We start from the raw sequence: 22,742 nt of genomic DNA on the forward strand, positions 1-22,742 counted from the left end.
CGCGTCACGACCCGTAGAACAGCTTCTCCACCACGCCGCGTGCCCTGCGTGTCGTACGCCGGTAGTCGTCCAGCATGTCCCCGACGTGGCCCGGGCCGTACCCGAGGTAGCGGCCCACGGCGGCCAGCTCGCGGGTCTCGGAGGGGAACGTGTCGCCCGCGCGGCCCCGGACCAGCATCACCGCGTTGCGCACCCGGGTGGCGAGGACCCAGGCCTCGTCCAGGATCGCGGCGTCCTCGTCGCTGATCAGGCCCGCGGCGCAGGCGGCGGCGAGGGCGGCGCGGGTGCGGGTGGTGCGCAGGCCCGGCTCCGACCGGCCGTGCTGGAGCTGCAGCAGCTGGACCGTCCACTCCACGTCCGACAGGCCGCCGCGGCCCAGCTTGGTGTGCAGGGTCTTGTCGGCGCCCCGCGGCAGCCGCTCGGACTCCATACGGGCCTTCAGGCGCCGGATCTCGCGCACGGCGTCGTCGCCGAGCCCCTGCGCGGGGTAGCGCAGGGGGTCGACCAGTTCGATGAAACGGCGGCCCAGGTCCTCGTCCCCGGCGACCGGCTCGGCCCGCAGCAGCGCGTGCGACTCCCACATCAGCGACCAGCGGCGGTAGTAGGCCGCGTACGAGGTCAGGGTGCGCACGAGCGGTCCCGACTTGCCCTCGGGGCGCAGGTCGGCGTCGATCAGCAGGGGCGGGTCGGTGCTCGGGATCTGCAGCAGCCGCCGCATCTCCGACACGACCTTGTTCGCGGCCTCGGCGGCCTCCCGCTCGTCCACGCCGTCCTGCGGCTCGTGCACGAAGATCACGTCCGCGTCGGAGCCGTAGCCCAGCTCGTGCCCGCCGAAGCGGCCCATGCCGATGACGGCGAACCGGGTGGGCAGGGTGTCGCCCCAGCCGTCACGGACCACCGCGCGCAGGGTGCCCGCGAGGGTCGCCGCCGTCAGGTCCGAGACCGCGCCGCCGACCAGGTCCACCAGGGCACCCTGGTCCGGGCGGGCGGGGATCTCCTCGGTGCCGTAGGAGCCGACGATGTCCGTGGCGGCCGTACGGAACAGCTCCCGCCGCCGTACACCGCGCGCCACCGTGACCGCCTGTTCGGCGTTCTCGGCGCGGCCGACGGCGGCGAGGATCTCCTGTTCCAGGTGGACGCGGGAGCGGGGTTCGAGTCCGCCGCCGTCCCCGTCGCCGAGCAGGGCCACCGCCTCGGGGGCGCGCATCAGCAGGTCGGGGGCGAGCCGGCCGGCGGACAGCACGCGGGCGAGGTTCTCGGCGGCGGCGCCCTCGTCCCGCAGCAGCCGCAGGTACCAGGGGGTCTTGCCGAGCGCGTCGGAGACCTTGCGGAAGTTGAGCAGGCCCGCGTCCGGGTCGGCGGAGTCGGCGAACCAGCCGAGCAGCACGGGCAGCAGGGTGCGCTGGATGGCGGCCTTGCGGGTGACGCCGGACGCCAGCGCCTCCAGGTGGCGCAGGGCGGCGGCCGGGTCCGCGTAGCCGAGCGCGACGAGCCGTTCCCGGGCCGCGTCGGGGCTCAGCCGGGCCTCGCCGGGGGCGAGTTGGGCGACGGCGTCGAGCAGCGGGCGGTAGAAGAGCTTCTCGTGCAGCCGGCGTACGACGCCGGTGTGCCGCTTCCACTCACGCCGGAGCGCGGCGACGGGATCGGTGCGCAGGCCGAGGGAGCGGCCGAGGCGGCGCAGGTCGGCCTCGTCCTCGGGGACGAGGTGGGTGCGGCGCAGCCGGTAGAGCTGGATGCGGTGCTCCATGGAGCGCAGGAAGCGGTAGGCGTCGTCGAGCTGCGCGGCGTCGGCGCGGCCGACGTAGCCGCCGGAGGCGAGGGCCTTGAGCGCGTCCAGGGTGGTGCCGCTGCGCAGCGAGGAGTCGGACCGCCCGTGCACCAGCTGCAGCAGCTGGACGGCGAACTCCACGTCCCGCAGGCCGCCCGGACCGAGCTTCAGCTCCCGCTCGACCTCCCCCGCGGGGATGTTCTCGACGACCCGGCGGCGCATCTTCTGCACGTCGGCGACGAAGTTCTCCCGCTCGGCCGCCTGCCAGACCAGCGGGGCGAGGGTGGCGACGTACTCCTCGCCGAGGTCGAGGTCGCCGGCCACCGGGCGCGCCTTGAGCAGGGCCTGGAACTCCCAGGTCTTGGCCCAGCGCTGGTAGTAGGCGAGGTGGCTGGCCAGGGTGCGCACCAGCGGACCGTTTCTGCCCTCGGGGCGCAGATTGGCGTCCACCGGCCAGATGCTGCCCTCGACGGTCGTCTCGGAGCAGATCCGCATCATGTGCGAGGCGAGCCGGGTGGCGGCCTGGAGGGCCTTGCGCTCGTCGGCGCCGCTCACGGCCTCGCCGACGAAGATGACGTCGACGTCGGAGACGTAGTTGAGCTCGTGGCCGCCGCACTTGCCCATGCCGATCACCGCGAGCCGGCACAGCGCCGCGTCGTCGGGGGCGGCGGCGCGGGCGATGCCGAGGGCGGCACGCAGGGTGGCGGTGGCCAGGTCGGCCAGTTCGGCGGCGGCCTGGGCGACGTCGGTGGTGCCGCAGACGTCGCGGGCGGCGATGGACAGCAGGCAGCGGCGGTAGGCGACGCGCAGCGAGACGGGGTCCGTGGCCTCGGCGAGCTGCCGCTCGAACTCCGCCACGCCGGGGTGCAGGTCGTGCGGCTCGTAGTTGACGAGGGCCTGCCAGTCGCCGGGGTGGCGGGCGAGGTGGTCGGCGAGCGCCGCGGAGGCGCCGAGGACACCGAGCAGCCGGTCGCGCAGGGGCTTGGCCGAGATCAACGTGTCGAGCAGCTCGCGGCGGGCGGTGGGCGCGGGCTGCGCCTCCAGCAGCCGGACGAGGCCGCCGAGCGCGAGATCGGGGTCGGCGGTGGCGCCCAGGGCGTCGAGCAGGACGGGGTCGGACCTGACCGGCGCCAGCTCGACGCTCTCCAGCAGCCGCTCGGCGGCGGAGGGGTCGGTGAAACCGTGTCGCAGCAGCCGCGTGAAGGTGCTGCTTCTGCGCCCCTGGGGCACGGTCATCCCTCGGCCTCCCGAGCATCGAGATCAAGGTCCTGCGGCTTTGAGCGTAACCGGAGACGGGGACGGGAGCGCCGGGGCGGTCCCCTACGGGGCGCAGGCCCTCGGGTACGGGGCCGTGCGGGTGCGGTAGGAGCGGGGTCGCATGCGGACGCTACGGGTGCGGGTCGGCGCCCTGCGAGCGCGAGTGGCGGTGGCTGCGGGCGCCGTGGCGCGGTGGCGGTGGCTGCGGACGCGCGGCACGAGTGCGGTGACTGCGGGCGCGCGGGGCTCGTATGGCGGTGGTTGCCGCCCGCGGGGCGCGACCGACGGTGGTTGCGCGCACGCGGGGCGCGACCGACGGTGCCCTGCGGGCACGCAGGCCGCGAGTGACGGTGCCCTGCGAGCGCGTCGGCCACGGATGGCCGTGCCACGGGTGTCAGTCCCCCGGCCACAGCCCCGGCAGTGGCGTGAAGGCGTGGCGCTGCTGGTGCGGCACCTGCTCCCCCAGCAGGCGACGCATCGTCTCCGCCGCGCGGACCGCCGCGTCGGCGCAGCAGTTGTTGAACAGGACGTGCACCTGTTCCGTCCGCTCGGCCAGGCCCCGCACGCGCGGCACCCACTCCGCCAGCTCCCTCTCGGTGTACGCGTGGCGGTAGGCGTCCTCCTTGGACCCGGTGCCCCAGTGCGGGCTGCGCCCGTGGAAGCGGACGACGGCCAGCCGCCGTGTCGTGACCGGTGAGACGGGCGGCATCGAGGTCGGCAGGTCCCGCGCCGTGTCCACGGCGACCGCGGTGGCGTCCAGATCCGCGAGCAGTGCCGCGGTGGCCGTCTCCCACTCGCCCCGCCACCAGTCCGGGTGCCGGAACTCGACGGCGAACGGCCAGCCGCGGGCCCGCTCACGGCAGGCGCGTACGAACGCCTCCGACCGTGGGCCGGGAGTGAGAGAGGGAGGGAACTGGAACAGCACCGTCCCGAGCCGTCCGGCCTGCCGCAGCGGCGCCAGCGCTTCGGTGAAGCGCGCCCATAACTCGTCGAGCAGGCCCGCGTCGCCGCCGCCCGGATCCGGGGCGCGCCGTCGGGTCAGGGCCGGCCGCAGGTCGGCGGGCAGCGCGTCCGGCCGCGTCGGATGTCCCGTCAGCAGTGAGAAGGCCTTGACGTCGAAGACGAAGGCGTCCGGTGTCCGCTCCACCCACAGGCGACTGGTGCGTTCGCTGGGCAGCGCGTAGTACGAGGAGTCCGCCTCGACCACGGGAAACCGCTCGGCGTAGAACCTCAGCCGCCCCTCCGCGTCGCGCCGCCCCCGCGGATACCAGCCACTCGCCACCAGCGCCCGGTCCGTCCACGAACACGTCCCCACCAGGATGTCGCCCATGAGGGCCGTGTTACCCGCGGACGCCCTGCCATGTCCGGCCGGGCGTGGGCGGCCCGTGCCGGGTCCCGGCCGATCGGCCTACGGCGCTTCCCCGATGTCCTCCGCCCAGATGCCCGGGAATCTGGTCTGGAATTCCTTCATGAGATCCTTGCACCGGGAATCGTCGAGGAGTACGACGTCCACGCCGCGTGCCTTCAGAGCCGCCAAGTCACCCACGAAGGTGGTCGCTTCACCGACAACGAGCCGCTTGATGCCGAACAAAAGGATCGCGCCGGTGCACATTTCACACGGAGACAAGGTCGTGTACAACGTGGCGCCCGCATACGACCGCAACCGGCCGGCATTGCGGAGACACGCCATCTCACCGTGTGCGATGGGGTCGTTGTGCTGCACTCGCTCGTTGCGCCCGACGGCGATCAGGCGGTCGTCGAGTCGTAGCGCCGCACCGATGGGAACTCCCCCTTCCTGCAGGCCCTCTCGGGCCTCATTCAGCGCAGCGTCGAAGCATTCCTTGTCCACCGTTGTGAGAGTCACGACCGGCAGCATACGTCAGCACACGTAACGGGTCGATACCGCCTGCGGGGGCCCGCCGTCAGGAAAGTCGCCTTTCGAGAAGGACCCCGAGCAGGAGCAGGATCGCCGCCAACTGCGCGACAACCCACGATATTCGATAACTCAATGTCCTCCTGTTGCGCACCCGCAGCAGCTCGAGGAAGAGGTCGTCGGAGTTCTCCAGATCTCCGGTGTCCGTCCAGCGAACCCACACCACGCTGAGGCAGAGAGCGGATGAAAGTCCACTCGCGGCGAGGGACGAGAACGCCAGTACGCTTCCGGCGGTGATATCGCGGGAGAAAAGCGAAAGAGTGATGGAGCTGGCCGCCATCAGGATTCCGTCGTACGAGAGCAGGGCTTGCGCTTTACTGTCCAGAACACTGAGACACGAGTAGAGGTAGTCGTGCTCGAAGGCATCGTCCTGATGGGGTTGGAGCGACCTGACCGCCGCCAGGTGCCGAATCCCGTCCTCGTTTTTTCGATAAATGCCTTCGAACAGCCACGAATAAGCCTTGTTCAAGGCAGGCACAATCCCCCCGCTTCGCTCCCCCTGGGCCGGCGGTCAGCCGGTGCCGGTGAGCAGCATAGAGCCGCGGCGCTTTGATCGGTAGACAGTGAAATGACACGTGGTGCGCAGGTAAAACGAACAGACAAGTGATGCGTGACGCGAGCCGGGAGCCGTCTCACCGATCGTCACCACCGGCCGGTGACCCAGCAGTTCACCGGCTCTTCATCCGCCGGGTCGTGTGACGTGGGGCGAGGGCACCTTGGCGTGAGCATGCTCTGGCAGCGCTGCCCCCCGTAGCCCCTCCCCTCACCGGAGGTTGATTGTGTCCGGCAGTTCCCTGTACCGCCGCACCCGTACCACCGTGGCGTCCGTGGCGGCCTTCGCCGCAGCAGCGATCGGGCTGTGGACCGGTCTCGGCGGTGAGTCCGCGCACGCCGCGGGCTCCGTCCCCAGCCCGGACCACGTGGTCGTCGTGGTCATGGAGAATCACGCGTACAGCCAGATCATCGGCTCCTCCAGCGCCCCGTACATCAACTCGCTGAAGTCCGGCGGCGCCAACCTCACCCAGTCCTACGCCATCACCCACCCCAGCCAGCCCAACTACCTCGCGCTGTTCTCCGGATCCACCCAGGGCATCACGGACGACAGCTGCTACACACCCGGCTTCTCCTCCGCCCGCAACCTGGCCTCCGAGCAGCTCGCCGCGGGCCGCACGTGGGCCAGCTACAACGAGTCGCTGCCCAGCCAGGGCTCGACCACGTGCAGCAGCGGCAACTACGCCCGCAAGCACAACCCGTGGTTCGCCTTCGGCAACGTGCCGACGTCCAGCGCCAAGACCTTCGCGCAGTTCCCCACCGACTACACCACGCTGCCCCAGCTGTCCTTCGTCGTCCCCAACCTGTGCAGCGACATGCACGACTGCTCGATCTCGACCGGGGACACCTGGCTGAAGAACAACCTGGGCGCCTACGCCACCTGGGCCAAGACCCACAACAGCCTCCTCGTCGTCACCTTCGACGAGGACAACAGGCTCAGCGGCAACCGCATCCCGACGGTGCTGTACGGCCAGCCGGTGATCCCAGGGTCCAGCACCTCCACCACCTACAACCACTACGACCTGCTGCGCACCCTGGAGGACACCCAGGGCCTGACGACGCACGCGGGCAACGCCGCCTCCGCCACGGACATCACCGGCATCTGGGCGTCGTGACATGTACGTAGCGGACAGCCGCGCCGGCTCCCCCAAGCTCTCGGCTTCGCTCGAGCAGGGGGGACCCCCATCGGCGCCGGCGTCCGCGGACGGCGCCGCCCGGCCCCGTGCCGGGCGGCGCCTCACCGCGGTCGCCCCGACCGTGCTCGCGCTCGGCGCGGTCAGCCTGATCACCGACGTCTCCTCCGAGATGGTCACGGCGGTGCTCCCGCTGTACCTCGTCACGGGCCTCGGCCTGTCCCCGCTGGGCTTCGGCCTGCTGGACGGCGTCTACAACGGCTTCTCCGCGCTCGTACGGCTCGCCGGAGGCCATCTCGCCGACCGGGGCGGAGGCCGTCACAAGTGGGTGGCGGGCCTCGGCTACGGCATCTCGGCCCTGTGCAAACCCCTTCTGCTGGTGGCCCACACCCTCACCCCCGTCGGCCTGGTCCTGGCCGCCGACCGCACCGGCAAGGGCCTGCGCACCGCTCCCCGGGACGCGCTGATCTCCCTGTCCAGCACCCCGGAGACCCGTGGCCGCGCCTTCGGTGTGCACCGTGCGATGGACACGGCGGGCGCGCTGCTCGGCCCGCTCGTGGCGTTCCTGATCCTGCGGGCGACGGTGGACGGCTACGACGCGGTGTTCACGGTGAGCTTCTGCGTGGCCGTGACGGGCGTCCTCGTCCTGGTGCTGTTCGTGCCGGGCGGCCGCGCGCACTCCCCGGCGGCCGGTGACGGCCCCCGGCCGACCCTCCGCGCCGCCCTCGCCCTGCTGCACCGCCGCGACCTGCGCCGTCTCACGGTCTGCGCGCTGCTGCTCGGCCTCGCCACGGTCAGCGACTCCTTCGTCTACCTGCTGCTGCAACGGCGCCTCGGTGTCCCCGACCGCTGGTTCGCGCTGCTGCCGCTGGGCACGGCGGCCGCGTTCCTGCTGCTGGCGATGCCGCTCGGGCGGCTCGCGGACAAGGTGGGCCGCTGGCGGATCTTCCTGGCGGGCCACGCGGCGCTGCTCCTGGCCTACGCCCTGCTGCTCACGTCCTGGCATGCGGCGGCCCTGCCGTACGCCGTGCTCGCCCTGCACGGCGGCTTCTACGCGGCCACCGACGGCGTGCTGATGGCGGCGGCCTCCGACAGCGTCCCCGAGGAACTGCGCTCCTCCGGGCTCGCCCTGGTGCAGACGGGGCAGGCGCTCGCCCGGTTCGCCTGCTCGCTGGGGTTCGGGGCGGCCTGGACGGTGTGGGGCGACCGTACGGCCCTGACGGCCTCCGCGGTGGCGCTCGCGGTGTGCGCGGCCTTCTCCCTGACGACGCTCCGCCCGAAAGGCACGGCATGACGGTACGCACCCGCATCCTGGTCCTGCTCTCGGCCCTCCTGGTCCTGGCGGGGGTCGGCACGGCCTCGGTCCTGCACGCGTCGGCGCGGGCGGAGCGCAGGGACCAGGCCCAGGCCGGCGGCCCTCGGATCACCTCGGGCAAGGTCACGCTCACCGAGCCCGGCCGCATGGTGTTCCGCAACATGGCGTGGGGCCCGCACCGCGACGAACTCACGACGGTCCCGGCGTCGGACCCCTCCGGCCCGCGGACCGCGTCGGGCGTGAAGTGCCTGCGCTTCTACGCCGCCGCGGGCACCGGAGTCTGCCTCCAGGCCGTGCACGGGCCGGTCTCGGACACCTACCGCGCGCTAATCCTCGACGCGTCCCTGCACATCAGGGCGCACTACGACGTCCCCGGCATCCCGTCCCGCGCCCGGGTCTCCCCCAGCGGCCACTACGCGGCGTGGACGGCGTTCGTGGGCGGCGACTCGTACGCGGGAACGAACTTCTCGACCCGTGCGGCGATCGTGGACACCCGCACGGGCGCGCTGACCCCGTCCCTGGAGGCGTACCGCATCGTCAAGGACGGCAGGACGTACCACGCGTCGGACGTGAACTTCTGGGGCGTGACGTTCGCGTCCGACGACCGCACGTTCTACGCGACCCTGGCGACGAAGGGCACGACGTACCTGGTGCGGGGCGACCTGCGCGCCCGCACGGTCACCACCCTCCACCCGAACGTCGAGTGCCCGTCCCTGTCCCCCGACGGCACGCGGATCGCGTACAAGAAACGGGTGAAGGGCCTGCCCAAGGACGCCCCCTGGCACCTGTACGTGCTGGACCTGCGCACGATGCGCGAAACCCCGCTCGCGGAGACCCGCAGCGTGGACGACCAGGCGGTCTGGCGGGACGAACACACGGTGGTATACGCGCTGCCGGGCGACTTCGGAGCGGACCTGTACCAGGTCCCGGCGGACGGCACGGGCGCCCCGCGCCGGATCGACGGCGCGGCGGTGTCCCCGGCGTTCGTCGGCGGGACGGGGCCGGCGTCCTGATCGTCAGTAGTCCAGTCCCGCGAACCAGTCGCCGCGACCGCCCGGGGTCAGGTCGAGGAGGTGCCAGACGGGGTTGAGCAGATCGATGCCGCGCTGGTCGATGTCCTCGGCCATGCGCGGGTGCGCGGAGTAGAAGTGGCGGACCGCGCCGTCGCCGTCCCGGGTGAAGACGGAGACGGTGGAGTCCTGCGCGCCGTCCTCGTCCTCGCTGCCGAGGTCGTACTTGAAGGTGCTGTCGCCGCAGCTCAGCAGGCGCAGCCGGGACCAGCCGCGGTCGCGGGCGTGCTGCCGCAGGGTGGGCGGGTCGGCTGCGGCGGCGACGGCGAAGTCGGCGTTCTGGGCGATGTGGTGGGCGACGCCGTTGAAGCCGTCGATCCACAGGGTGCACATCGGGCAGGGGTCGGTCTGAAGCTTGCCGTACATGAAGTGGTAGACGATCAGCGGCCGGTCCGGGGCGGTGAACAGCCCGCTGAGGGTGACCTCGCGGACGGGGGTGTCGCCCTCGTCGAGGTCCGCCGGGCCTTCGAGGAAGACGTAGTCGTCGACGACGGGGCCCTGAGGGAGCGCCCGGCGCCGGGCCGCGACCTTCTCGCGGTGGCGCATGAGCTCGATCTCGGCGAGCCGGAGTTCTTCGCGGGCGGCGAGGTAGTCCGCGGACTCGCCGGGCAGTCGGGTGTGCCGCACCATCACGACCTCCTGGGTGGGGAGCCCCGAGATCATTCGAGTCTAGGACGACACGCCCGAGGGCGCCGGGACGCGGCGGGGGCCGACGGTCCGCGACCGTCGGCCCCCGCCCAGCAGACCCCTGGGACCTGCGCCTACAGCACCGGCAGGTTCTTCCGCAGCTCGAACGCCGTGACCTCCGAGCGGTACTCCTCCCACTCCTGCTTCTTGTTGCGCAGGAAGAAGTCGAACACGTGCTCGCCGAGCGTCTCGGCGATCAGGTCGCTGCGCTGCATCAGCGTGAGCGCCTCGCCCAGGTTCTGCGGCAGCGGCTCGATGCCCATCGCGCGGCGCTCGGAGTCCGTCAGGGCCCACACGTCGTCCTCGGCGCCCGGAGGCAGCTCGTAGCCCTCCTCGATGCCCTTCAGGCCGGCGGCCAGCAGGACCGCGTAGGCCAGGTACGGGTTCGCGCCGGTGTCCAGCGAGCGGACCTCGACACGGGCGGACCCGGTCTTGCCCGGCTTGTACATCGGGACCCGGACCAGGGCCGAGCGGTTGTTGTGTCCCCAGCAGATGTACGACGGCGCCTCGCCGCCGGCGCCCGCGGTGCGCTCGGTGCCGCCCCAGATGCGCTTGTAGGAGTTCACCCACTGGTTGGTGATCGCCGAGGTCTCCCCGGCGTGCCGCAGCAGGCCGGCGATGAAGGAGCGGCCCACCTTGGACAGCTGGTACTCCGCGCCGGACTCGTAGAACGCGTTCCGGTCACCCTCGAACAGGGACAGGTGCGTGTGCATACCGGAGCCGGGGTGCTCGGAGAACGGCTTCGGCATGAAGGTGGCCTGCACGCCCTGCTCCAGCGCCACCTGCTTCATGACCAGGCGGAACGTCATGATGTTGTCGGCGGTGGACAGCGCGTCGGCGTACCGCAGGTCGATCTCCTGCTGGCCCGGGGCGCCCTCGTGGTGGGAGAACTCGACCGAGATGCCCATCGACTCCAGCATGGTGATCGCCTGGCGGCGGAAGTCCATGCCGACGTTCTGCGGGGTGTGGTCGAAGTAGCCGGAGTTGTCGGCCGGCGTCGGGCGGCTGCCGTCCAGCGGCCGGTCCTTCAGCAGGAAGAACTCGATCTCGGGGTGGGTGTAGAAGGTGAAGCCGAGGTCGGAGGCGCGGGCCAGGGCGCGCTTGAGGACGTACCGGGGGTCCGCAAAGGACGGCGAACCGTCCGGCATGAGGATGTCGCAGAACATACGGGCCGTGCCGGGGGCCTCCGCGCGCCAGGGCAGGATCTGGAAGGTCGACGGGTCCGGCTTGGCGATCATGTCGGACTCGTAGACGCGGGCGAAGCCCTCGATGGCGGAGCCGTCGAAGCCGATGCCCTCGTCGAACGCCTGCTCAAGCTCGGCAGGGGCCACGGCCACGGACTTGAGGAAGCCCAGCACGTCCGTGAACCACAGGCGTACGAACCGGATGTCGCGCTCCTCCAAGGTCCGGAGCACGAACTCCTGCTGCTTGTCCATCTTCCGCTTCCCCATCCTTGCTGGTCAGGCCGCCTGTCTCCCGCACCACGGGAGGCGGTCGGGCACCTGAGCATCCCACCACAACAGCATTTCATGCGCGTTGCGGACCTTGATCGGCCGCCCGACCCCGGGCTGAACGCCTCGCATACGGCAGGTGTCCTGCTCTGACGCCCATCTTGCCTGTTCGGCGGCCCATGCGTAATGGCCGATCTCGCCCGTCTCGCGCCTCGCTAATTTGCATCCAAGATGCAAGTTTTATTACGGTGCCGATGGCCGAGCGGGCCGAAGCCCACCCTTCCTTCACAAAAGGAGTCCCGATGCTCTCCGAGCAGTCCGCCGCCACCGTGCGCGCGACACTCCCCGCCGTCGGCGCCTCACTGGCCGAGATCACCGAGCGCTTCTACGACGGGCTGTTCGCCGCCCACCCGGAGCTGCTGCGGGACCTGTTCAACCGCGGCAACCAGGCGGCAGGCACCCAGCGCCAGGCGCTGGCGGGCTCGATCGCCGCCTTCGCCACCCACCTGCTGGAGCACCCGGACCAGCGCCCCGACGTGATGCTGGGCCGTATCGCCCACAAGCACGCCTCGCTGGGCGTCACGCCCGAGCAGTACAAGGTCGTCCATCAGCACCTCTTCGCGGCCATCGCCGAGGTCCTCGGCGACGCGGTCACCCCCGAGGTCGCCGCCGCCTGGGACGAGGTCTACTGGCTGATGGCGAACGCGCTGGTCGCGATCGAGAAGCGGCTGTACGAGGCGAGCGGACAGTCCGGCTGGCGGCGGTGGCGGGTCGTAGGGCGCGTCGAGGAGACGGCGGACGTCGCCACCTTCCAGCTCCGCCCGGCCGACGACGGCCCGGTGCCCGACTTCCGCCCCGGCCAGTACGTCTCCGTCCGCGTGGAACTCCCGGACGGCGCCCGGCAGATCCGCCAGTACAGCCTGTCCGCCGCGCCGGGCTCCCCGGTGCGCCAGATCGGCGTCAAGCGCGTCCACGGCGGCGACACGCCGGACGGCGAGGTCTCCGGTCACCTCCACGCGCGCGTGCGCGAGGGCGACACCCTGGAGCTGTCCGCCCCGTACGGCGACCTGGTCCTGGACGCCACCGACGCGCCCCTGCTGCTCGCCTCCGCCGGCATCGGCGTGACCCCGATGATCGCCATGCTCGAGCAGCTCGCCCGCACCGGCCACCGCGCCCCGGTCACCGTGGTGCACGCCGACCGCTCCCCCGCCACGCACGCCCTGCGCACCGACCACGAGGGCTTCGCGGCCAAGCTGCCGGACGCCGCCGTGCACTTCTGGTACGAACAGGACGCCCCCGAGGGCGCGCACACGGGCCTCGCGGACCTGAGCGGCGTGCCGGTCGCGTCGGGCACGCGCGCGTACCTGTGCGGTCCGCTGCCCTTCATGCGCGCGGTGCGCGCCCAGCTGATCGAGAAGGGTGTGGCCCCCGCCGACATCCACTACGAGGTGTTCGGGCCGGACCTCTGGCTCGCTCAGGACTGATCCCGCTGCGGCTGCCCGGCTGGCCGGTGAGGGGTCTTGATGCGACCGTGGACTGTGAGGCCGGTGAGGCAGGCGAGACCTTCGAGGGTGGGAGGTCGAGCCACCACCCTTCGACGCGGAGGACAGCGCTCATGGCAGGCACGACGAGGAAACCCCTGGGGATGATCTTGTCCGCGGCCGCGGCCGGAGCGGCTGTCGCGGCAGGCCTGTCGGCCGCAGACCCTGCCGCAGCCTCTGCCGCTGCGATGGCGGACGGGGCCACGTCGCCACAGGTGACGGTCGCCCCGTGCACGAGTGCGCAGCTCGTCGCGAGCAGCGCACAGCGCCTGGCGTCGGGCCAGGTGGTGGTGACGGTCGTCAACCACGGCTCTCGACCGTGCGTGCTCAAGGGTTATCCCACCGTCGCCCTCGCCGGCATGGGCTCGCCCGAGAGGAACAAACCTCTCCAGGTCGTCCGCCAGGGCGCCTCGAAACCGGTGACGCTGGCAGTCGGCGGCCGGGCCTCGACGCAGCTCACCTTCACGCCCGTCCTCGGCGAGGCGAGCGGGTACTGCGCGTCCGGCGCCGCGCCCTTTGTCGCGCCCTCGATCGTGGTGGGCGTCGCGGGCGGGGGCCGGCAACTGGCCCCGGACGACGGCGGCGACTTCGCACTCTGCGGGACCAGTGTGCGCGCCACCGCTTTCCGCGCCACGGGCGCCTGAGCCGCGCCGCGGGCGCCTGAGCCGGGCCCCGGGCGCCTGAGCCGGGCGGACGCGCAACCGCCTCCCGCGCGCCGTCCGAACTCACCGGCCAGGCAGTACACGGTGCAGGTGTCCCCGTTGCGCCACGAGACGGCCACGTTCTGCAGTGCCCTGCGACAGCCGGAGCCGTGACCGTGGCGATGCGAGACGATCTCGCCCGGGGCGTCGGCGCACAAGGGGAAGCCTGCACTGCCGGGAGCACGGTGGGGGCAGGAGAGCGACCGTACCGCTCAGAAGCGGTCCGCCGACGCTTGCATCGTATGCAGCAGCCCACAGGCACGGGACGAGGTCGAGACCCCGCCGTTCGCCGTCACAGCACTGAGGGGATACCGAGAAGCAGCGGCCCCGTCGGCGCCGCCACCACGTCCTCGACCGTCACCGGGTCCAGCGACGCGAAGAACGCCTCCTGGGCCCGGCGCAGCGCGCCCCGCAGCCGGCAGCCGGTGTGCAGGGGACAGGGCGTGGCGCCCTCGCAGTCGACGACGTCGCCCTCCCCCTCGAAGCGGCGCACGACCGCGCCGACCGACGCGGTGCGCCCCGCCTCGGTGAGCGTGAGCCCGCCGCCCCGGCCGCGGCGGGCATCGAGGAGTCCCATGTGCGTCAGTTCGGCCACGACCTTCGCGGCGTGCGTGTACGGCACGTCCATGGCCCCCGCGACCTCGCGGGTCGTGGGGCTGGAGTCGCCGGCGACGGCGAGCCTCATCAGGACCCGCAGCGCCAGGTCGGTGGAGCGCAACAGCCGCATGCCGTCAGCGTAGATAATGCGCATCCTCGCTTCAAATTATTCGGCGGGAAGGCCGCCCCCCCTCCGCCATTCGGGTGGTCCGGCCTAGGTCCAGGGACTTTCGCCCCACTACGATCAGCGGTCCCGAAGGTCCCTTTTCCCCCGAAGGACGCGCCATGGGCTCCGCCCCCACCCCCGGTTCCGCCGAGCGCAAGGCCCGCATGGAGCAGATGCGCCGTGCGGAACGCGCACGTGAGCGCCGCAACCGCATCCTGACGATCGCGGCGAGCGTGGTCGTCGTCGCCGGTCTCGTCGTCGGCGGGGTGGTCCTCATCGACTCGCAGTCCGGGAGCAAGGCCGCCGCGGCGAGCGGCTCGAAGGACTCGGCCGGCGGCTCCAAGGGCACGACGAGCGGCTCCAAGGGCCCTGCGAAGAGCGCGAAGGACACCGGCCACTTCGTCACCGGCAAGGACGGGGTGCGGATCTGGACGGGCAGGCTGTCACGCAACCACGTCACCACGAACGTGCCCTACCCGATGCACCCGCCCGTCGGCGGCGACCACAACCCGGTGTGGCTGAACTGCAACGGCGACGTCTACACCGAGCCGGTCAGGGACGAGAACGCCGTGCACTCGCTGGAGCACGGCGCGGTGTGGGTGACGTACTCCAGCAAGGCGTCGAAGGCCGACGTCGCCGCGCTCGCGGCGAAGGTCAGGAAAACCCCGTACACGCTGATGAGCCCCTACGAGAACCAGGCGAGCCCGATCATGCTCACGGCCTGGGGCCACCAGCTCTCCGTGCGGAGCGCCGGCGACCCGGGCGTCGACCGGTTCCTCGCGACCTACGTCCAGGGCGAGCAGACGCCGGAGCCGGGCGCCTCGTGCACCGGCGGGACGATGCGGTGAGCCGGCACATCGGCTGGATCACCGGGGCCGTGGCGGCGGCGCTCGTCGCGACGGGCGCGATCACGTACGCGGTCGCCGAGGACGGCGGGTCGGGGAGCGTCCGCGTGCCCGCCGCGGACTCGGCCGACGCCGGCTTCGCGCGGGACATGGCGGTCCACCACCAGCAGGCCGTCGAGATGTCGTACATCGTGCGCGACCGCACCGGGAACGAGGAGGTGCGCCGCCTCGCGTACGACATCGCGCAGACGCAGGCCAACCAGCGCGGCATGCTGCTGGGCTGGCTCGACCTGTGGGGGCTGCCGAAGGTGTCCTCCGAGCCGCCGATGACGTGGATGGGCATGGGCGGCATGGCCTCCGGCAAGGACGGTGCGCTGATGCCGGGCATGGCGACCAACACGGAGCTCAAGAAGCTGGGCGAACTCAGCGGCAAGCAGGCGGAGATCCTCTACCTGCAACTGATGACCGACCACCACAAGGGCGGCATCCACATGGCCGAGGGCTGTGTCGCCAAGTGCACGGTGGGCGTGGAGAAGAGGCTCGCGCAGGGCATGGTCGACGCACAGCGGTCGGAGATCGACCTGATGACGACGATGCTCGAGGAACGCGGCGCCGAGCCGCGCACCTGACGCCACCGGTCTGCATACAAGTCGACAAAGCGGCATCGAACGGAGTTCGCCGCAAGGGCATCCCGGGAATCGCAACCTTTCCGCAACACACGGGGAACGCCCAAACCCACCCAAACCCCAAGTGGCCGCGACCACTTGGGGTTTCCTTGGCCTTTTCATTCCCCTGGCATGAATCGTTCATCGACAGAGTGACCCCCATCGTGTGATCCATACGGTCGGCCGAACCGCCGCGGGCCGGCACGCGGACTGCATGACGTATCGACCACTACATGCATGCGAACCGCATCGCAGGGGGTTCTATGAGATCCAACCGCGCCAAGATGCGCGCTGTGAGCATGGCAGCGACACTGCCCATGATCGCCGGCGCGCTGGCGCTGGGCATACCCGCGGCGCACGCCGCGGACAGCCCCGCTCGTGACGTACTGCAGGGCACCAAGCCCGCGTGGGCGACGGCCACGGCGGACAAGGGCGCGACCTCCGACAGCGCCCAGGTCTCCGCCCGGGTCTACCTCGCCGGACGTGACGCGCGCGGCCTGGCCGCCTACGCGAAGGCCGTCTCCGACCCGCACTCGCCGTTGTACGGCAAGTACCTGAGCGCCAAGCAGACGCAGGCGCGCTTCGGCGCGACCAAGCAGCAGGTCGCCGCGGTCACGTCGTGGCTGAAGGCGTCGGGCCTGAAGGTCACCGCCGTCACGCAGCACTACGTCGCCGTGACCGGTGACGTGGCCGCCGCCGAGAAGGCGTTCGGCACGCAGCTGCACAACTACGCCAAGGGCGGCAAGACCTACCGCGCCCCGTCGAAGGCGGCCACCGCGCCCGAGAGCCTGAAGGGTGCCGTCCTGACCGTCACCGGCCTGGACAACGCCCCGCACAAGGCGAACCACGACGACCAGCTGCCGCCGCCGGAGACCGTCTTCCGCAACTCCGGGCCGTTCTCCTCCTACTACGGCTCGAACACCGCGACGACGCTGCCGGAGGCGTACGGCCACGAGATCCCGTACGCCGTCAAGGGCTACACGGGCAAGCAGTTGCGGGCCGCGTACGGTGCGGGCACCCGCACGGGCAAGGGGGTGCGTATCGCCATCACCGACGCCTACGCCTCCCCGACCATCGCCTTCGACGCGGCCACCTACGCGAAGAAGCACGGCGACGCGGCCTGGACCACCGGCCAGCTGCGCCAGGTGCTGCCCAACCAGTACACCAAGACCAAGGAGTGCTCGGCCGCGGGCTGGTACGGCGAGGAGACGCTCGACGTCGAGGCCGTGCACGCGGTCGCCCCCGCCGCGAACGTCACCTACGTCGGCGCCGCCTCCTGCTACGACGACGACCTGCTCGACTCGCTCAGCAAGGTCGTCGACAACCACCTGGCCGACATCGTCTCCAACTCCTGGGGCGACATCGAGGCCAACCAGACCCCGGACCTCGCGGCCGCCTACGACCAGGTCTTCCAGTTCGGCGCGGTCGAGGGCATCGGCTTCTACTTCTCCTCCGGCGACAACGGCGACGAGGTCGCCAACACCGGTACGAAGCAGGTCGACACCCCGGCCAACTCCGCCTGGGTGACGGCGGTCGGCGGCACCTCGCTGGCGGTCGGCAAGAACGACACGTACCAGTGGGAGACCGGCTGGGGCACCGAGAAGGCTCTGCTGTCGAGTGACGGCAAGAGCTGGGTCGGCTTCCCCGGCGCGTTCACCTCGGGCGCGGGCGGCGGCACCAGCAAGACCGTGGCGGAGCCCTACTACCAGAAGGGCGTCGTCCCGGACGCGCTGGCGAACGCCAACAACGCGACCGGCAACCGCGTCGTCCCGGACATCGCGGCGATCGCCGACCCCAACACCGGTTTCCTGGTCGGCCAGACGCAGACCCTGCCCGACGGCAAGACGCAGGCGTACGACGAGTACCGCATCGGCGGCACCTCGCTCGCCGCGCCGGTGATCGCCGCCGTCCAGGCGCTGGCCCAGGAGGCCCGCGGCGGCCAGCCGATCGGCTTCGCCAACCCGGAGATCTACGCCAGGTACGGCTCGAAGGCGTACCACGACGTCACGGACAACCCCACGGGCTCCGGACTCGCCGTGGCGCGCGTCGACTTCGTCAACGGCTACGACGCCACGGGCGGCATCGCCACCTCGGTCCGCAGCCTCGGCAAGGACAGCTCGCTGAGCGCGGTGAAGGGCTACGACGACGTGACCGGTGTGGGCTCGCCCGCTCCCGGCTACGTCGAGTCGTACAGGCGCCGCTGAGGCACCGCTGGCAACGGCATCTTGAGGGGCGCGGGGTGGGTCCACCCCGCGCCCCTTCGCCGTGCGTGAGGTGGCACACACCCCGCACCACCCATCGTGTCGCTCTGACGATTACACTGGGTGCCGTGCCTCCGTTGAACTTCTGGTCGATCTATCAGCATGGCTTCGCACGCGTCGCCGCGTGCACGGGTCACACCGTCATCGCGGACCCGCACGCCAACGCCGAAGCGGTCCTGCGCCACGCGCGCCGGTGCGCCGGGGAGGGGGTCGCCGTCGCCGTCTTCCCGGAGATGGTGCTGTGCGGCTACTCGATCGAGGACCTGCTGCTTCAGGACGCGCTGCTCGACCAGGTCGAGGAGGCGCTGACGGAGGTGGTTGCCGGATCGGCCGAGCTGCTGCCGGTCCTGGTCGTCGGTGCCCCGCTGCGCCACCGCAACCGGGTCTACAACTGCGCGGTCGTCGTGCACCGCGGCCGCGTCCTCGGTGTCGTGCCCAAGTCGTACCCGCCGAACTACCGGGAGTTCTACGAGCGCCGGCAGATCGGCGACGGCGCCGACGAGCGCGGCGGGTCGATCCGCGTCGGCGGCGAGGCCGTGCCGTTCGGCGTGGATCTGCTGTTCGCGGCCGAGGACGTCCCCGGTCTGGTGCTGCACGCGGAGATCTGCGAGGACATGTGGGTGCCGGTGCCGCCGAGCGCCGAGGCGGCCCTCGCCGGTGCGACCGTCCTCGTCAACCTCTCGGGCAGCCCCATCACGGTCGGGCGGGCCGAGGACCGCAAGCTGCTGTGCCGCTCGGCGTCCTCCCGCTGCCTCGCGGCGTACGTCTACGCGGCGGCCGGCCTCGGCGAGTCGACCACCGACCTGTCCTGGGACGGCCAGACCATGATCTACGAGAACGGCGTGCTGCTGGCCGAGACCGAGCGGTTCCCGCTCGGCGACAGTTACGCGGTGGCCGACGTGGACCTCGACCTGCTGCGGCAGGAGCGGCAGCGGATGGGCACGTTCGACGACAACCGCCGTACCCACCGGGCGCGCACGGGCGACTTCCGGACGGTCGCGTTCGAGCTCGATCCGCCGCTCACCGACCTGGGGCTGCGCCGTCGTCTGGAGCGCTTCCCGTTCGTGCCCGCCGACCCCGACCGCCTCGCCCTGGACTGCTACGAGGCGTACAACATCCAGGTCGAGGGCCTCCAGCAGCGCCTCGCGGCGATCGGCGGCCCGAAGGTGGTCATCGGGGTGTCCGGCGGCCTCGACTCCACGCACGCGCTGATCGTCGCCGCCCGCGCCATGGACCGCGCGGGCCGCCCGCGCAGCGACATCCTGGCCTTCACGCTGCCCGGCTTCGCCACCAGCGACCACACCAAGGACAACGCCCACAAGCTGATGAACTCGCTCGGCGTGACCGCGGCCGAGCTGGACATCACGCCCACCGCGCGGCTGATGCTGAAGGAGATGGGCCACCCGTTCGCCTCCGGCGAGCCGGTGTACGACGTCACCTTCGAGAACGTGCAGGCCGGGCTGCGCACCGACTACCTGTTCCGGCTCGCGAACCAGCGCGGCGGTATCGTGCTCGGCACCGGTGACCTGTCGGAGCTGGCGCTCGGCTGGTCCACGTACGGCGTGGGCGACCAGATGAGCCACTACAACGTCAACTCGGGCGTGCCGAAGACGCTGATCCAGCATCTGATCCGCTGGGTCATCAGCAGCGGCCAGTTCGACGAGGAGACCGGCAGGACGCTCGCCGCGATCCTCGACACCGAGATCAGCCCGGAGCTCGTACCGGGCGAGGAGATGCAGTCCACCGAGTCGAAGATCGGCCCGTACGCGCTGCACGACTTCACGCTCTTCCACGTGCTGCGGTACGGCTTCAGGCCGTCGAAGATCGCCTTCCTGGCCTGGCACGCCTGGCACGACCCGGAGGCGGGTGCCTGGCCGCCGAACTTCCCCGAGGCCAAGCGGGTGGCGTACGGCCTGCCGGAGATCCGGCACTGGCTGGAGGTCTTCTGCCGCCGCTTCTTCGCGTTCGCGCAGTTCAAGCGGTCGGCCATGCCGAACGGGCCGAAGGTCTCGGCCGGCGGTTCGCTCTCCCCGCGCGGCGACTGGCGCGCACCGTCCGACAGCAACGCGCGGGCGTGGCTGCGGGACCTGGAACGGTTCGACATCCCGGAGGCGTGAGGGTGACGGTCCCTGGGCCCCGGTTCACCTCTTGAGCGAGGCGACGAAGGGAGCCCAGGCGGCGGCGGTGAGGATGAGGACGGGTCCGTCGGGGACCTTGGAGTCACGGACGGGGACTAGGCCGGGGAGGTTGTGGGCGACTTCTATGCAGTCGCCGCCGTCACCGTTGCTGTAGCTGGACTTGCGCCAGAGGGCGGCGCCGGGGAAGTCGCTGGCGACTTCCACGCATTCTCCGCCGTCACCGTTGCTGTGGCTGCTCTTGAACCAGAGCGCATCACTCAAGTCGATCCGGTTGCTTGCCATTTGAGAAATCCTCTGCCGCTGCCCTGATCATGGCGAGGGACGTGTCTGGTGACAGCGCGACGGCCCTGAGCCGATCGTATGCCTTGCGATACTGCTTCACGAGGGCCGGATCGTCGATGGTGTCCCCGCTGTAGGACGCCTCGGTGTAGATCAGCGGCGGAGCGTCTGGGAACGTCATGACCATGATGGAGGCGGCCATCAGGGGATACACGCCGCACTTCCGCGGAACAATCTGCGGAGTGATCCGCCGCCGCTCGGCCAACTCCACGATCCGGGCGAGCTGTTCGGCCGCCTCCGGCGGCGAGAGGATCGGGTCCGCGATCAACGACTCGTGCAGGATCGCCCAGTACTCCGGGATGGAGTGATCGTCCTCAAAGAGACCGGCACGGGCGAGTCGAGCCGTCACCTTCTCCTCGACCCACTCGTCGGAAGCCGCGGGGTGGGCCGACCGGACCAGCGCCCGAGCGTACGGGGCGGTCTGGAGCAGCCCGGGGAAGATGATGGGGGACCACAGCTCGATGGACTCCGCGTACTTCTCCGCCTCCAGGGCCTTCTCGAAGTACGCGGCATGCGGTCCCCTCCGCGCCTTCCGCACATCCTCGCAATGCCGCTCGAAGAACCCGTCGGTCTTCAGCACCCGGTCCGCATGCCGGGCCAAATCCAACGGCATCCGCCGCTCCCCGCGCTCGATGTCGCTGAGGTAGGTCTTGCCGTAGAAGCTGCCTTCGAGGAACGCTTCGAGCGACAGGCCCGCCGCCTCCCGCTTCCACCGCAACTCCTTTCCGTAGAAGTCGGGAACGCTGATCGAACCGTCGATGTCCTTGCGCCGGACCACGTGCTCACCGCCGTAACTCGCCATGCCGTTTCCGCTGTTCGCCTCGCGGACGCGAACCCACTTCCACGCTAGCGAGCCGGGCGACACTCTGTGAGGCGTTCGTCACACACCGCACAGAAGGCTGTCATCCCCTATGCCCGACCCCTCCCCCACGGCCCACGACGTCACCCTCTGCGTCGAGGACCTCCGCGCCGCCCTCGCCCTGCACGGCATCACGCTGCCCTCCCTGCGCGTCGACCTCCCGAGCCTCGCGAGCACGTACGCACCGCCCGCCCACCTCGTCGCGCTCGGGAACTGCAACACGGACACGGCCCAGGCGCTCGCCACCGCCCTCAGGAAGACGGCGGCCGAGCGATGACCTTCGAACTCGACCTGCTCGCCACCCCCAAGGCCGTACCCGAACTGCGCCACCACCTTCGCGCGCTCCACTACGAAGTCCGCCTGTGCGTCACGGAGTTACTGACCAACGTCATCGACCACCTCGGCGAGGGAACCCCGGTGACCATCCGTGTCACCAGCACACCCCACGGCCACACCCGCGTCGAGGTCACCGATCCGGACCCACGCGCACTGCCGACCCTGCTGTCCGCCACCGAAACAGCCGAGTCCGGCCGCGGTCTGACCCTGGTGGACCAGCTCGCCCAGCGTTGGGGCGTGGATCAGGGAGCGGACCGCAAGACGGTCTGGTGCGAGCTGGCCGAACCGGAGCAGTGGTCTGTCACCGGGAACGGGAGATCTGTTCGCGCACCCATGCAGGATCGGGGTTGACGTGCGGCCGGCCGGCCAGGACGACGGTCGGTACGGTCTCGTTGCCGTCGTTGGCCGCCCTCACCGCCGCGGCTCCCGCCGGGTCACGCCAGATGTCGACCCAGTACGCCCGCCGGGCGCGACGGCCCAACCGGATACGCAGGCGCAGACAGTACGTGCAGCCCGGCCGCCAGAAGACGACAGGCCGGCCATCGACCGCGCTCAGGCGCTGCGCCTCCGCCGCACCGATCGACCTCGGGAAGGCGAGAGGCGAGTTCAGGCCCGCGAGCAACACGAACAGCAGAAGGAGCGCTACGGCAGCGCCAGGGCTCCCTTTCAAGGCCGGCCCGGCCGCAACGACGGAGCCGCACAGCACGAACAGCATCGGGAAGAGCCAGGCACGCATCACGAAGACGAAGACTATCGCCGCATCGGGATCGAAAATCGGCCATCTGTGATCACCTATCGCATCCTGGCAGCCCTTTACGCACAGGAGTCTCACAGAAAGGACACAGGCACCCTGCAAGTGAGCACCCCTTCCAGCGGGCGCCGACCGTACGAAAGATTCACGCCATCGCGCTCGTCGCCAGGAAAGTGAACACCTGTACGAGTTCACCTGTGTGTGCCTAGAGTGTCGCCGTGCACCGGCGGAGCCTGACCACTCCGCACGCGCACATCAGTCAGCGACCGGGGGAACGCCGTCGCTCACGGGGAGGGGTCGCATCGTCATGCCGTCGTGCCTGGCGTCCGTATACATGAAGCCAGCCGGTGGCATGTCCTCCTGACTCACCTTCAGGA

The 22,742-nt window shown here is 71.0% G+C and carries 21 protein-coding genes; 11 read left to right on the forward strand and 10 right to left on the reverse strand.

Annotation, left to right across the window (positions count from 1 at the left end; all coding sequences use genetic code 11):
• Positions 1-4 precede the first annotated feature (4 nt).
• The 4 genes from ACIRC0_RS14245 to ACIRC0_RS14260 all read right to left on the reverse strand — a co-directional run bounded on the left by ACIRC0_RS14245 (position 5) and on the right by ACIRC0_RS14260 (position 5,427).
• On the reverse strand, positions 5-3,004 hold the full coding sequence (locus tag ACIRC0_RS14245; RefSeq protein ID WP_403615678.1) for a bifunctional [glutamine synthetase] adenylyltransferase/[glutamine synthetase]-adenylyl-L-tyrosine phosphorylase: 3,000 nt from the start codon (positions 3,002-3,004) through the stop codon (positions 5-7).
• 415 nt (positions 3,005-3,419) lie between these two features.
• The gene (locus ACIRC0_RS14250) at positions 3,420-4,355 is read right to left on the reverse strand and encodes a DUF72 domain-containing protein (RefSeq protein WP_403615680.1); all 936 of its coding nucleotides are present in this window, start codon (positions 4,353-4,355) and stop codon (positions 3,420-3,422) included.
• Positions 4,356-4,433: 78 nt separating this feature from the next.
• Entirely contained in the window at positions 4,434-4,889 is a 456-nt protein-coding gene (locus tag ACIRC0_RS14255; RefSeq protein WP_403615682.1) for a nucleoside deaminase, read from the reverse strand.
• 58 nt (positions 4,890-4,947) lie between these two features.
• Entirely contained in the window at positions 4,948-5,427 is a 480-nt protein-coding gene (locus ACIRC0_RS14260; protein ID WP_403615684.1) for a hypothetical protein, read from the reverse strand.
• Between the two features lie 310 nt (positions 5,428-5,737).
• Here ACIRC0_RS14260 and ACIRC0_RS14265 point away from each other — a divergent pair, with 310 nt between their 5' ends.
• The 3 genes from ACIRC0_RS14265 to ACIRC0_RS14275 are packed head-to-tail and all read left to right on the forward strand — an operon-like array spanning position 5,738 to position 8,971.
• Positions 5,738-6,625: an alkaline phosphatase family protein gene (locus ACIRC0_RS14265; protein ID WP_403615687.1), complete on the forward strand. Its 888-nt coding sequence runs from the start codon at positions 5,738-5,740 to the stop codon at positions 6,623-6,625.
• 1 nt (position 6,626) lies between these two features.
• Positions 6,627-7,937 carry an MFS transporter gene (locus ACIRC0_RS14270; protein ID WP_403615690.1) on the forward strand — a complete coding sequence of 437 codons (1,311 nt, stop codon included), beginning with the start codon at positions 6,627-6,629 and terminating at the stop codon, positions 7,935-7,937.
• Positions 7,934-8,971, forward strand: coding sequence for a TolB family protein (locus tag ACIRC0_RS14275; RefSeq protein ID WP_403615693.1), 1,038 nt, complete (start codon positions 7,934-7,936; stop codon positions 8,969-8,971). Before ACIRC0_RS14270 ends, ACIRC0_RS14275 begins: the two co-directional genes overlap by 4 nt.
• A gap of 3 nt (positions 8,972-8,974) precedes the next feature.
• Here the strand turns inward: ACIRC0_RS14275 and ACIRC0_RS14280 are convergent, their stop codons facing one another.
• Both ACIRC0_RS14280 and glnA read right to left on the reverse strand, forming a co-directional pair.
• Positions 8,975-9,691: a DUF899 family protein gene (locus tag ACIRC0_RS14280; RefSeq protein WP_403615696.1), complete on the reverse strand. Its 717-nt coding sequence runs from the start codon at positions 9,689-9,691 to the stop codon at positions 8,975-8,977.
• 98 nt (positions 9,692-9,789) lie between these two features.
• On the reverse strand, positions 9,790-11,151 hold the full coding sequence (gene glnA, locus ACIRC0_RS14285) for a type I glutamate--ammonia ligase (RefSeq protein ID WP_403615699.1): 1,362 nt from the start codon (positions 11,149-11,151) through the stop codon (positions 9,790-9,792).
• Positions 11,152-11,468: 317 nt separating this feature from the next.
• Here glnA and ACIRC0_RS14290 point away from each other — a divergent pair, with 317 nt between their 5' ends.
• Together ACIRC0_RS14290 and ACIRC0_RS14295 are read left to right on the forward strand one after the other, a co-directional pair.
• Positions 11,469-12,650, forward strand: a complete 1,182-nt coding sequence (locus ACIRC0_RS14290; protein WP_403615702.1) for a globin domain-containing protein — start codon at positions 11,469-11,471, stop codon at positions 12,648-12,650.
• Positions 12,651-12,781: 131 nt separating this feature from the next.
• Positions 12,782-13,351, forward strand: coding sequence for a DUF4232 domain-containing protein (locus tag ACIRC0_RS14295; RefSeq protein WP_403615704.1), 570 nt, complete (start codon positions 12,782-12,784; stop codon positions 13,349-13,351).
• Positions 13,352-13,700: 349 nt separating this feature from the next.
• Here ACIRC0_RS14295 and ACIRC0_RS14300 read toward each other — a convergent pair whose 3' ends face one another.
• Positions 13,701-14,135, reverse strand: a complete 435-nt coding sequence (locus ACIRC0_RS14300; protein ID WP_403615707.1) for an RrF2 family transcriptional regulator — start codon at positions 14,133-14,135, stop codon at positions 13,701-13,703.
• Between the two features lie 155 nt (positions 14,136-14,290).
• Between ACIRC0_RS14300 and ACIRC0_RS14305 the strand changes: the two genes are divergently transcribed.
• The 4 genes from ACIRC0_RS14305 to ACIRC0_RS14320 all read left to right on the forward strand — a co-directional run bounded on the left by ACIRC0_RS14305 (position 14,291) and on the right by ACIRC0_RS14320 (position 20,059).
• Positions 14,291-15,019, forward strand: a complete 729-nt coding sequence (locus ACIRC0_RS14305; protein WP_403615709.1) for a DUF3105 domain-containing protein — start codon at positions 14,291-14,293, stop codon at positions 15,017-15,019.
• Positions 15,016-15,645, forward strand: coding sequence for a DUF305 domain-containing protein (locus ACIRC0_RS14310; RefSeq protein WP_403615711.1), 630 nt, complete (start codon positions 15,016-15,018; stop codon positions 15,643-15,645). The genes ACIRC0_RS14305 and ACIRC0_RS14310 overlap by 4 nt, the downstream gene beginning before the upstream one ends.
• Positions 15,646-15,944: 299 nt before the next feature.
• Entirely contained in the window at positions 15,945-17,885 is a 1,941-nt protein-coding gene (locus ACIRC0_RS14315; RefSeq protein WP_403615714.1) for a protease pro-enzyme activation domain-containing protein, read from the forward strand.
• Positions 17,886-18,010: 125 nt separating this feature from the next.
• Positions 18,011-20,059, forward strand: a complete 2,049-nt coding sequence (locus ACIRC0_RS14320) for an NAD(+) synthase (protein WP_403615717.1) — start codon at positions 18,011-18,013, stop codon at positions 20,057-20,059.
• A gap of 24 nt (positions 20,060-20,083) precedes the next feature.
• Here ACIRC0_RS14320 and ACIRC0_RS14325 read toward each other — a convergent pair whose 3' ends face one another.
• Together ACIRC0_RS14325 and ACIRC0_RS14330 are read right to left on the reverse strand one after the other, a co-directional pair.
• A complete protein-coding gene (locus ACIRC0_RS14325; protein WP_403615720.1) occupies positions 20,084-20,362 on the reverse strand; it encodes a DUF397 domain-containing protein in 279 nt (92 codons plus the stop codon).
• On the reverse strand, positions 20,334-21,221 hold the full coding sequence (locus ACIRC0_RS14330) for a Scr1 family TA system antitoxin-like transcriptional regulator (RefSeq protein ID WP_403615723.1): 888 nt from the start codon (positions 21,219-21,221) through the stop codon (positions 20,334-20,336). Before ACIRC0_RS14330 ends, ACIRC0_RS14325 begins: the two co-directional genes overlap by 29 nt.
• Before the next feature lie 109 nt (positions 21,222-21,330).
• Between ACIRC0_RS14330 and ACIRC0_RS14335 the strand changes: the two genes are divergently transcribed.
• Together ACIRC0_RS14335 and ACIRC0_RS14340 are read left to right on the forward strand one after the other, a co-directional pair.
• Complete coding sequence (locus ACIRC0_RS14335; protein ID WP_403615726.1) at positions 21,331-21,555, forward strand: hypothetical protein; 225 nt, start codon at positions 21,331-21,333, stop codon at positions 21,553-21,555.
• On the forward strand, positions 21,552-21,965 hold the full coding sequence (locus tag ACIRC0_RS14340) for an ATP-binding protein (RefSeq protein WP_403615728.1): 414 nt from the start codon (positions 21,552-21,554) through the stop codon (positions 21,963-21,965). Before ACIRC0_RS14335 ends, ACIRC0_RS14340 begins: the two co-directional genes overlap by 4 nt.
• On the opposite strand, the gene ACIRC0_RS14345 is transcribed toward ACIRC0_RS14340, so the two are convergent.
• The gene (locus tag ACIRC0_RS14345; protein WP_403616489.1) at positions 21,916-22,353 is read right to left on the reverse strand and encodes a glutaredoxin domain-containing protein; all 438 of its coding nucleotides are present in this window, start codon (positions 22,351-22,353) and stop codon (positions 21,916-21,918) included. The two genes, ACIRC0_RS14340 and ACIRC0_RS14345, sit on opposite strands and share 50 nt — an antisense overlap.
• Positions 22,354-22,742 lie beyond the last annotated feature (389 nt).

It is taken from the genome of Streptomyces sp. NPDC093984 (assembly GCF_044764595.1).
In the GTDB taxonomy this organism is placed as follows: Bacteria; Actinomycetota; Actinomycetes; order Streptomycetales; family Streptomycetaceae; genus Streptomyces; species Streptomyces cynarae.

Bases quoted from the DNA above. Each gene is read 5' to 3' on its own strand.
- ACIRC0_RS14300 (WP_403615707.1), bottom strand. From the start codon at position 14,135: ATGCGGCTGTTGCGCTCCACCGACCTGGCGCTGCGGGTCCTGATGAGG.
- ACIRC0_RS14305 (WP_403615709.1), top strand. From the start codon at position 14,291: ATGGGCTCCGCCCCCACCCCCGGTTCCGCCGAGCGCAAGGCCCGCATG.
- ACIRC0_RS14290 (WP_403615702.1), top strand. From the start codon at position 11,469: ATGCTCTCCGAGCAGTCCGCCGCCACCGTGCGCGCGACACTCCCCGCC.
- ACIRC0_RS14330 (WP_403615723.1), bottom strand. From the start codon at position 21,221: ATGGCGAGTTACGGCGGTGAGCACGTGGTCCGGCGCAAGGACATCGAC.
- ACIRC0_RS14295 (WP_403615704.1), top strand. From the start codon at position 12,782: ATGGCAGGCACGACGAGGAAACCCCTGGGGATGATCTTGTCCGCGGCC.
- ACIRC0_RS14275 (WP_403615693.1), top strand. From the start codon at position 7,934: ATGACGGTACGCACCCGCATCCTGGTCCTGCTCTCGGCCCTCCTGGTC.
- glnA (WP_403615699.1), bottom strand. From the start codon at position 11,151: ATGGACAAGCAGCAGGAGTTCGTGCTCCGGACCTTGGAGGAGCGCGAC.
- ACIRC0_RS14340 (WP_403615728.1), top strand. From the start codon at position 21,552: ATGACCTTCGAACTCGACCTGCTCGCCACCCCCAAGGCCGTACCCGAA.
- ACIRC0_RS14325 (WP_403615720.1), bottom strand. From the start codon at position 20,362: ATGGCAAGCAACCGGATCGACTTGAGTGATGCGCTCTGGTTCAAGAGC.
- ACIRC0_RS14335 (WP_403615726.1), top strand. From the start codon at position 21,331: ATGCCCGACCCCTCCCCCACGGCCCACGACGTCACCCTCTGCGTCGAG.
- ACIRC0_RS14270 (WP_403615690.1), top strand. From the start codon at position 6,627: ATGTACGTAGCGGACAGCCGCGCCGGCTCCCCCAAGCTCTCGGCTTCG.
- ACIRC0_RS14280 (WP_403615696.1), bottom strand. From the start codon at position 9,691: ATGATCTCGGGGCTCCCCACCCAGGAGGTCGTGATGGTGCGGCACACC.
- ACIRC0_RS14245 (WP_403615678.1), bottom strand. From the start codon at position 3,004: ATGACCGTGCCCCAGGGGCGCAGAAGCAGCACCTTCACGCGGCTGCTG.
- ACIRC0_RS14250 (WP_403615680.1), bottom strand. From the start codon at position 4,355: ATGGGCGACATCCTGGTGGGGACGTGTTCGTGGACGGACCGGGCGCTG.
- ACIRC0_RS14315 (WP_403615714.1), top strand. From the start codon at position 15,945: ATGAGATCCAACCGCGCCAAGATGCGCGCTGTGAGCATGGCAGCGACA.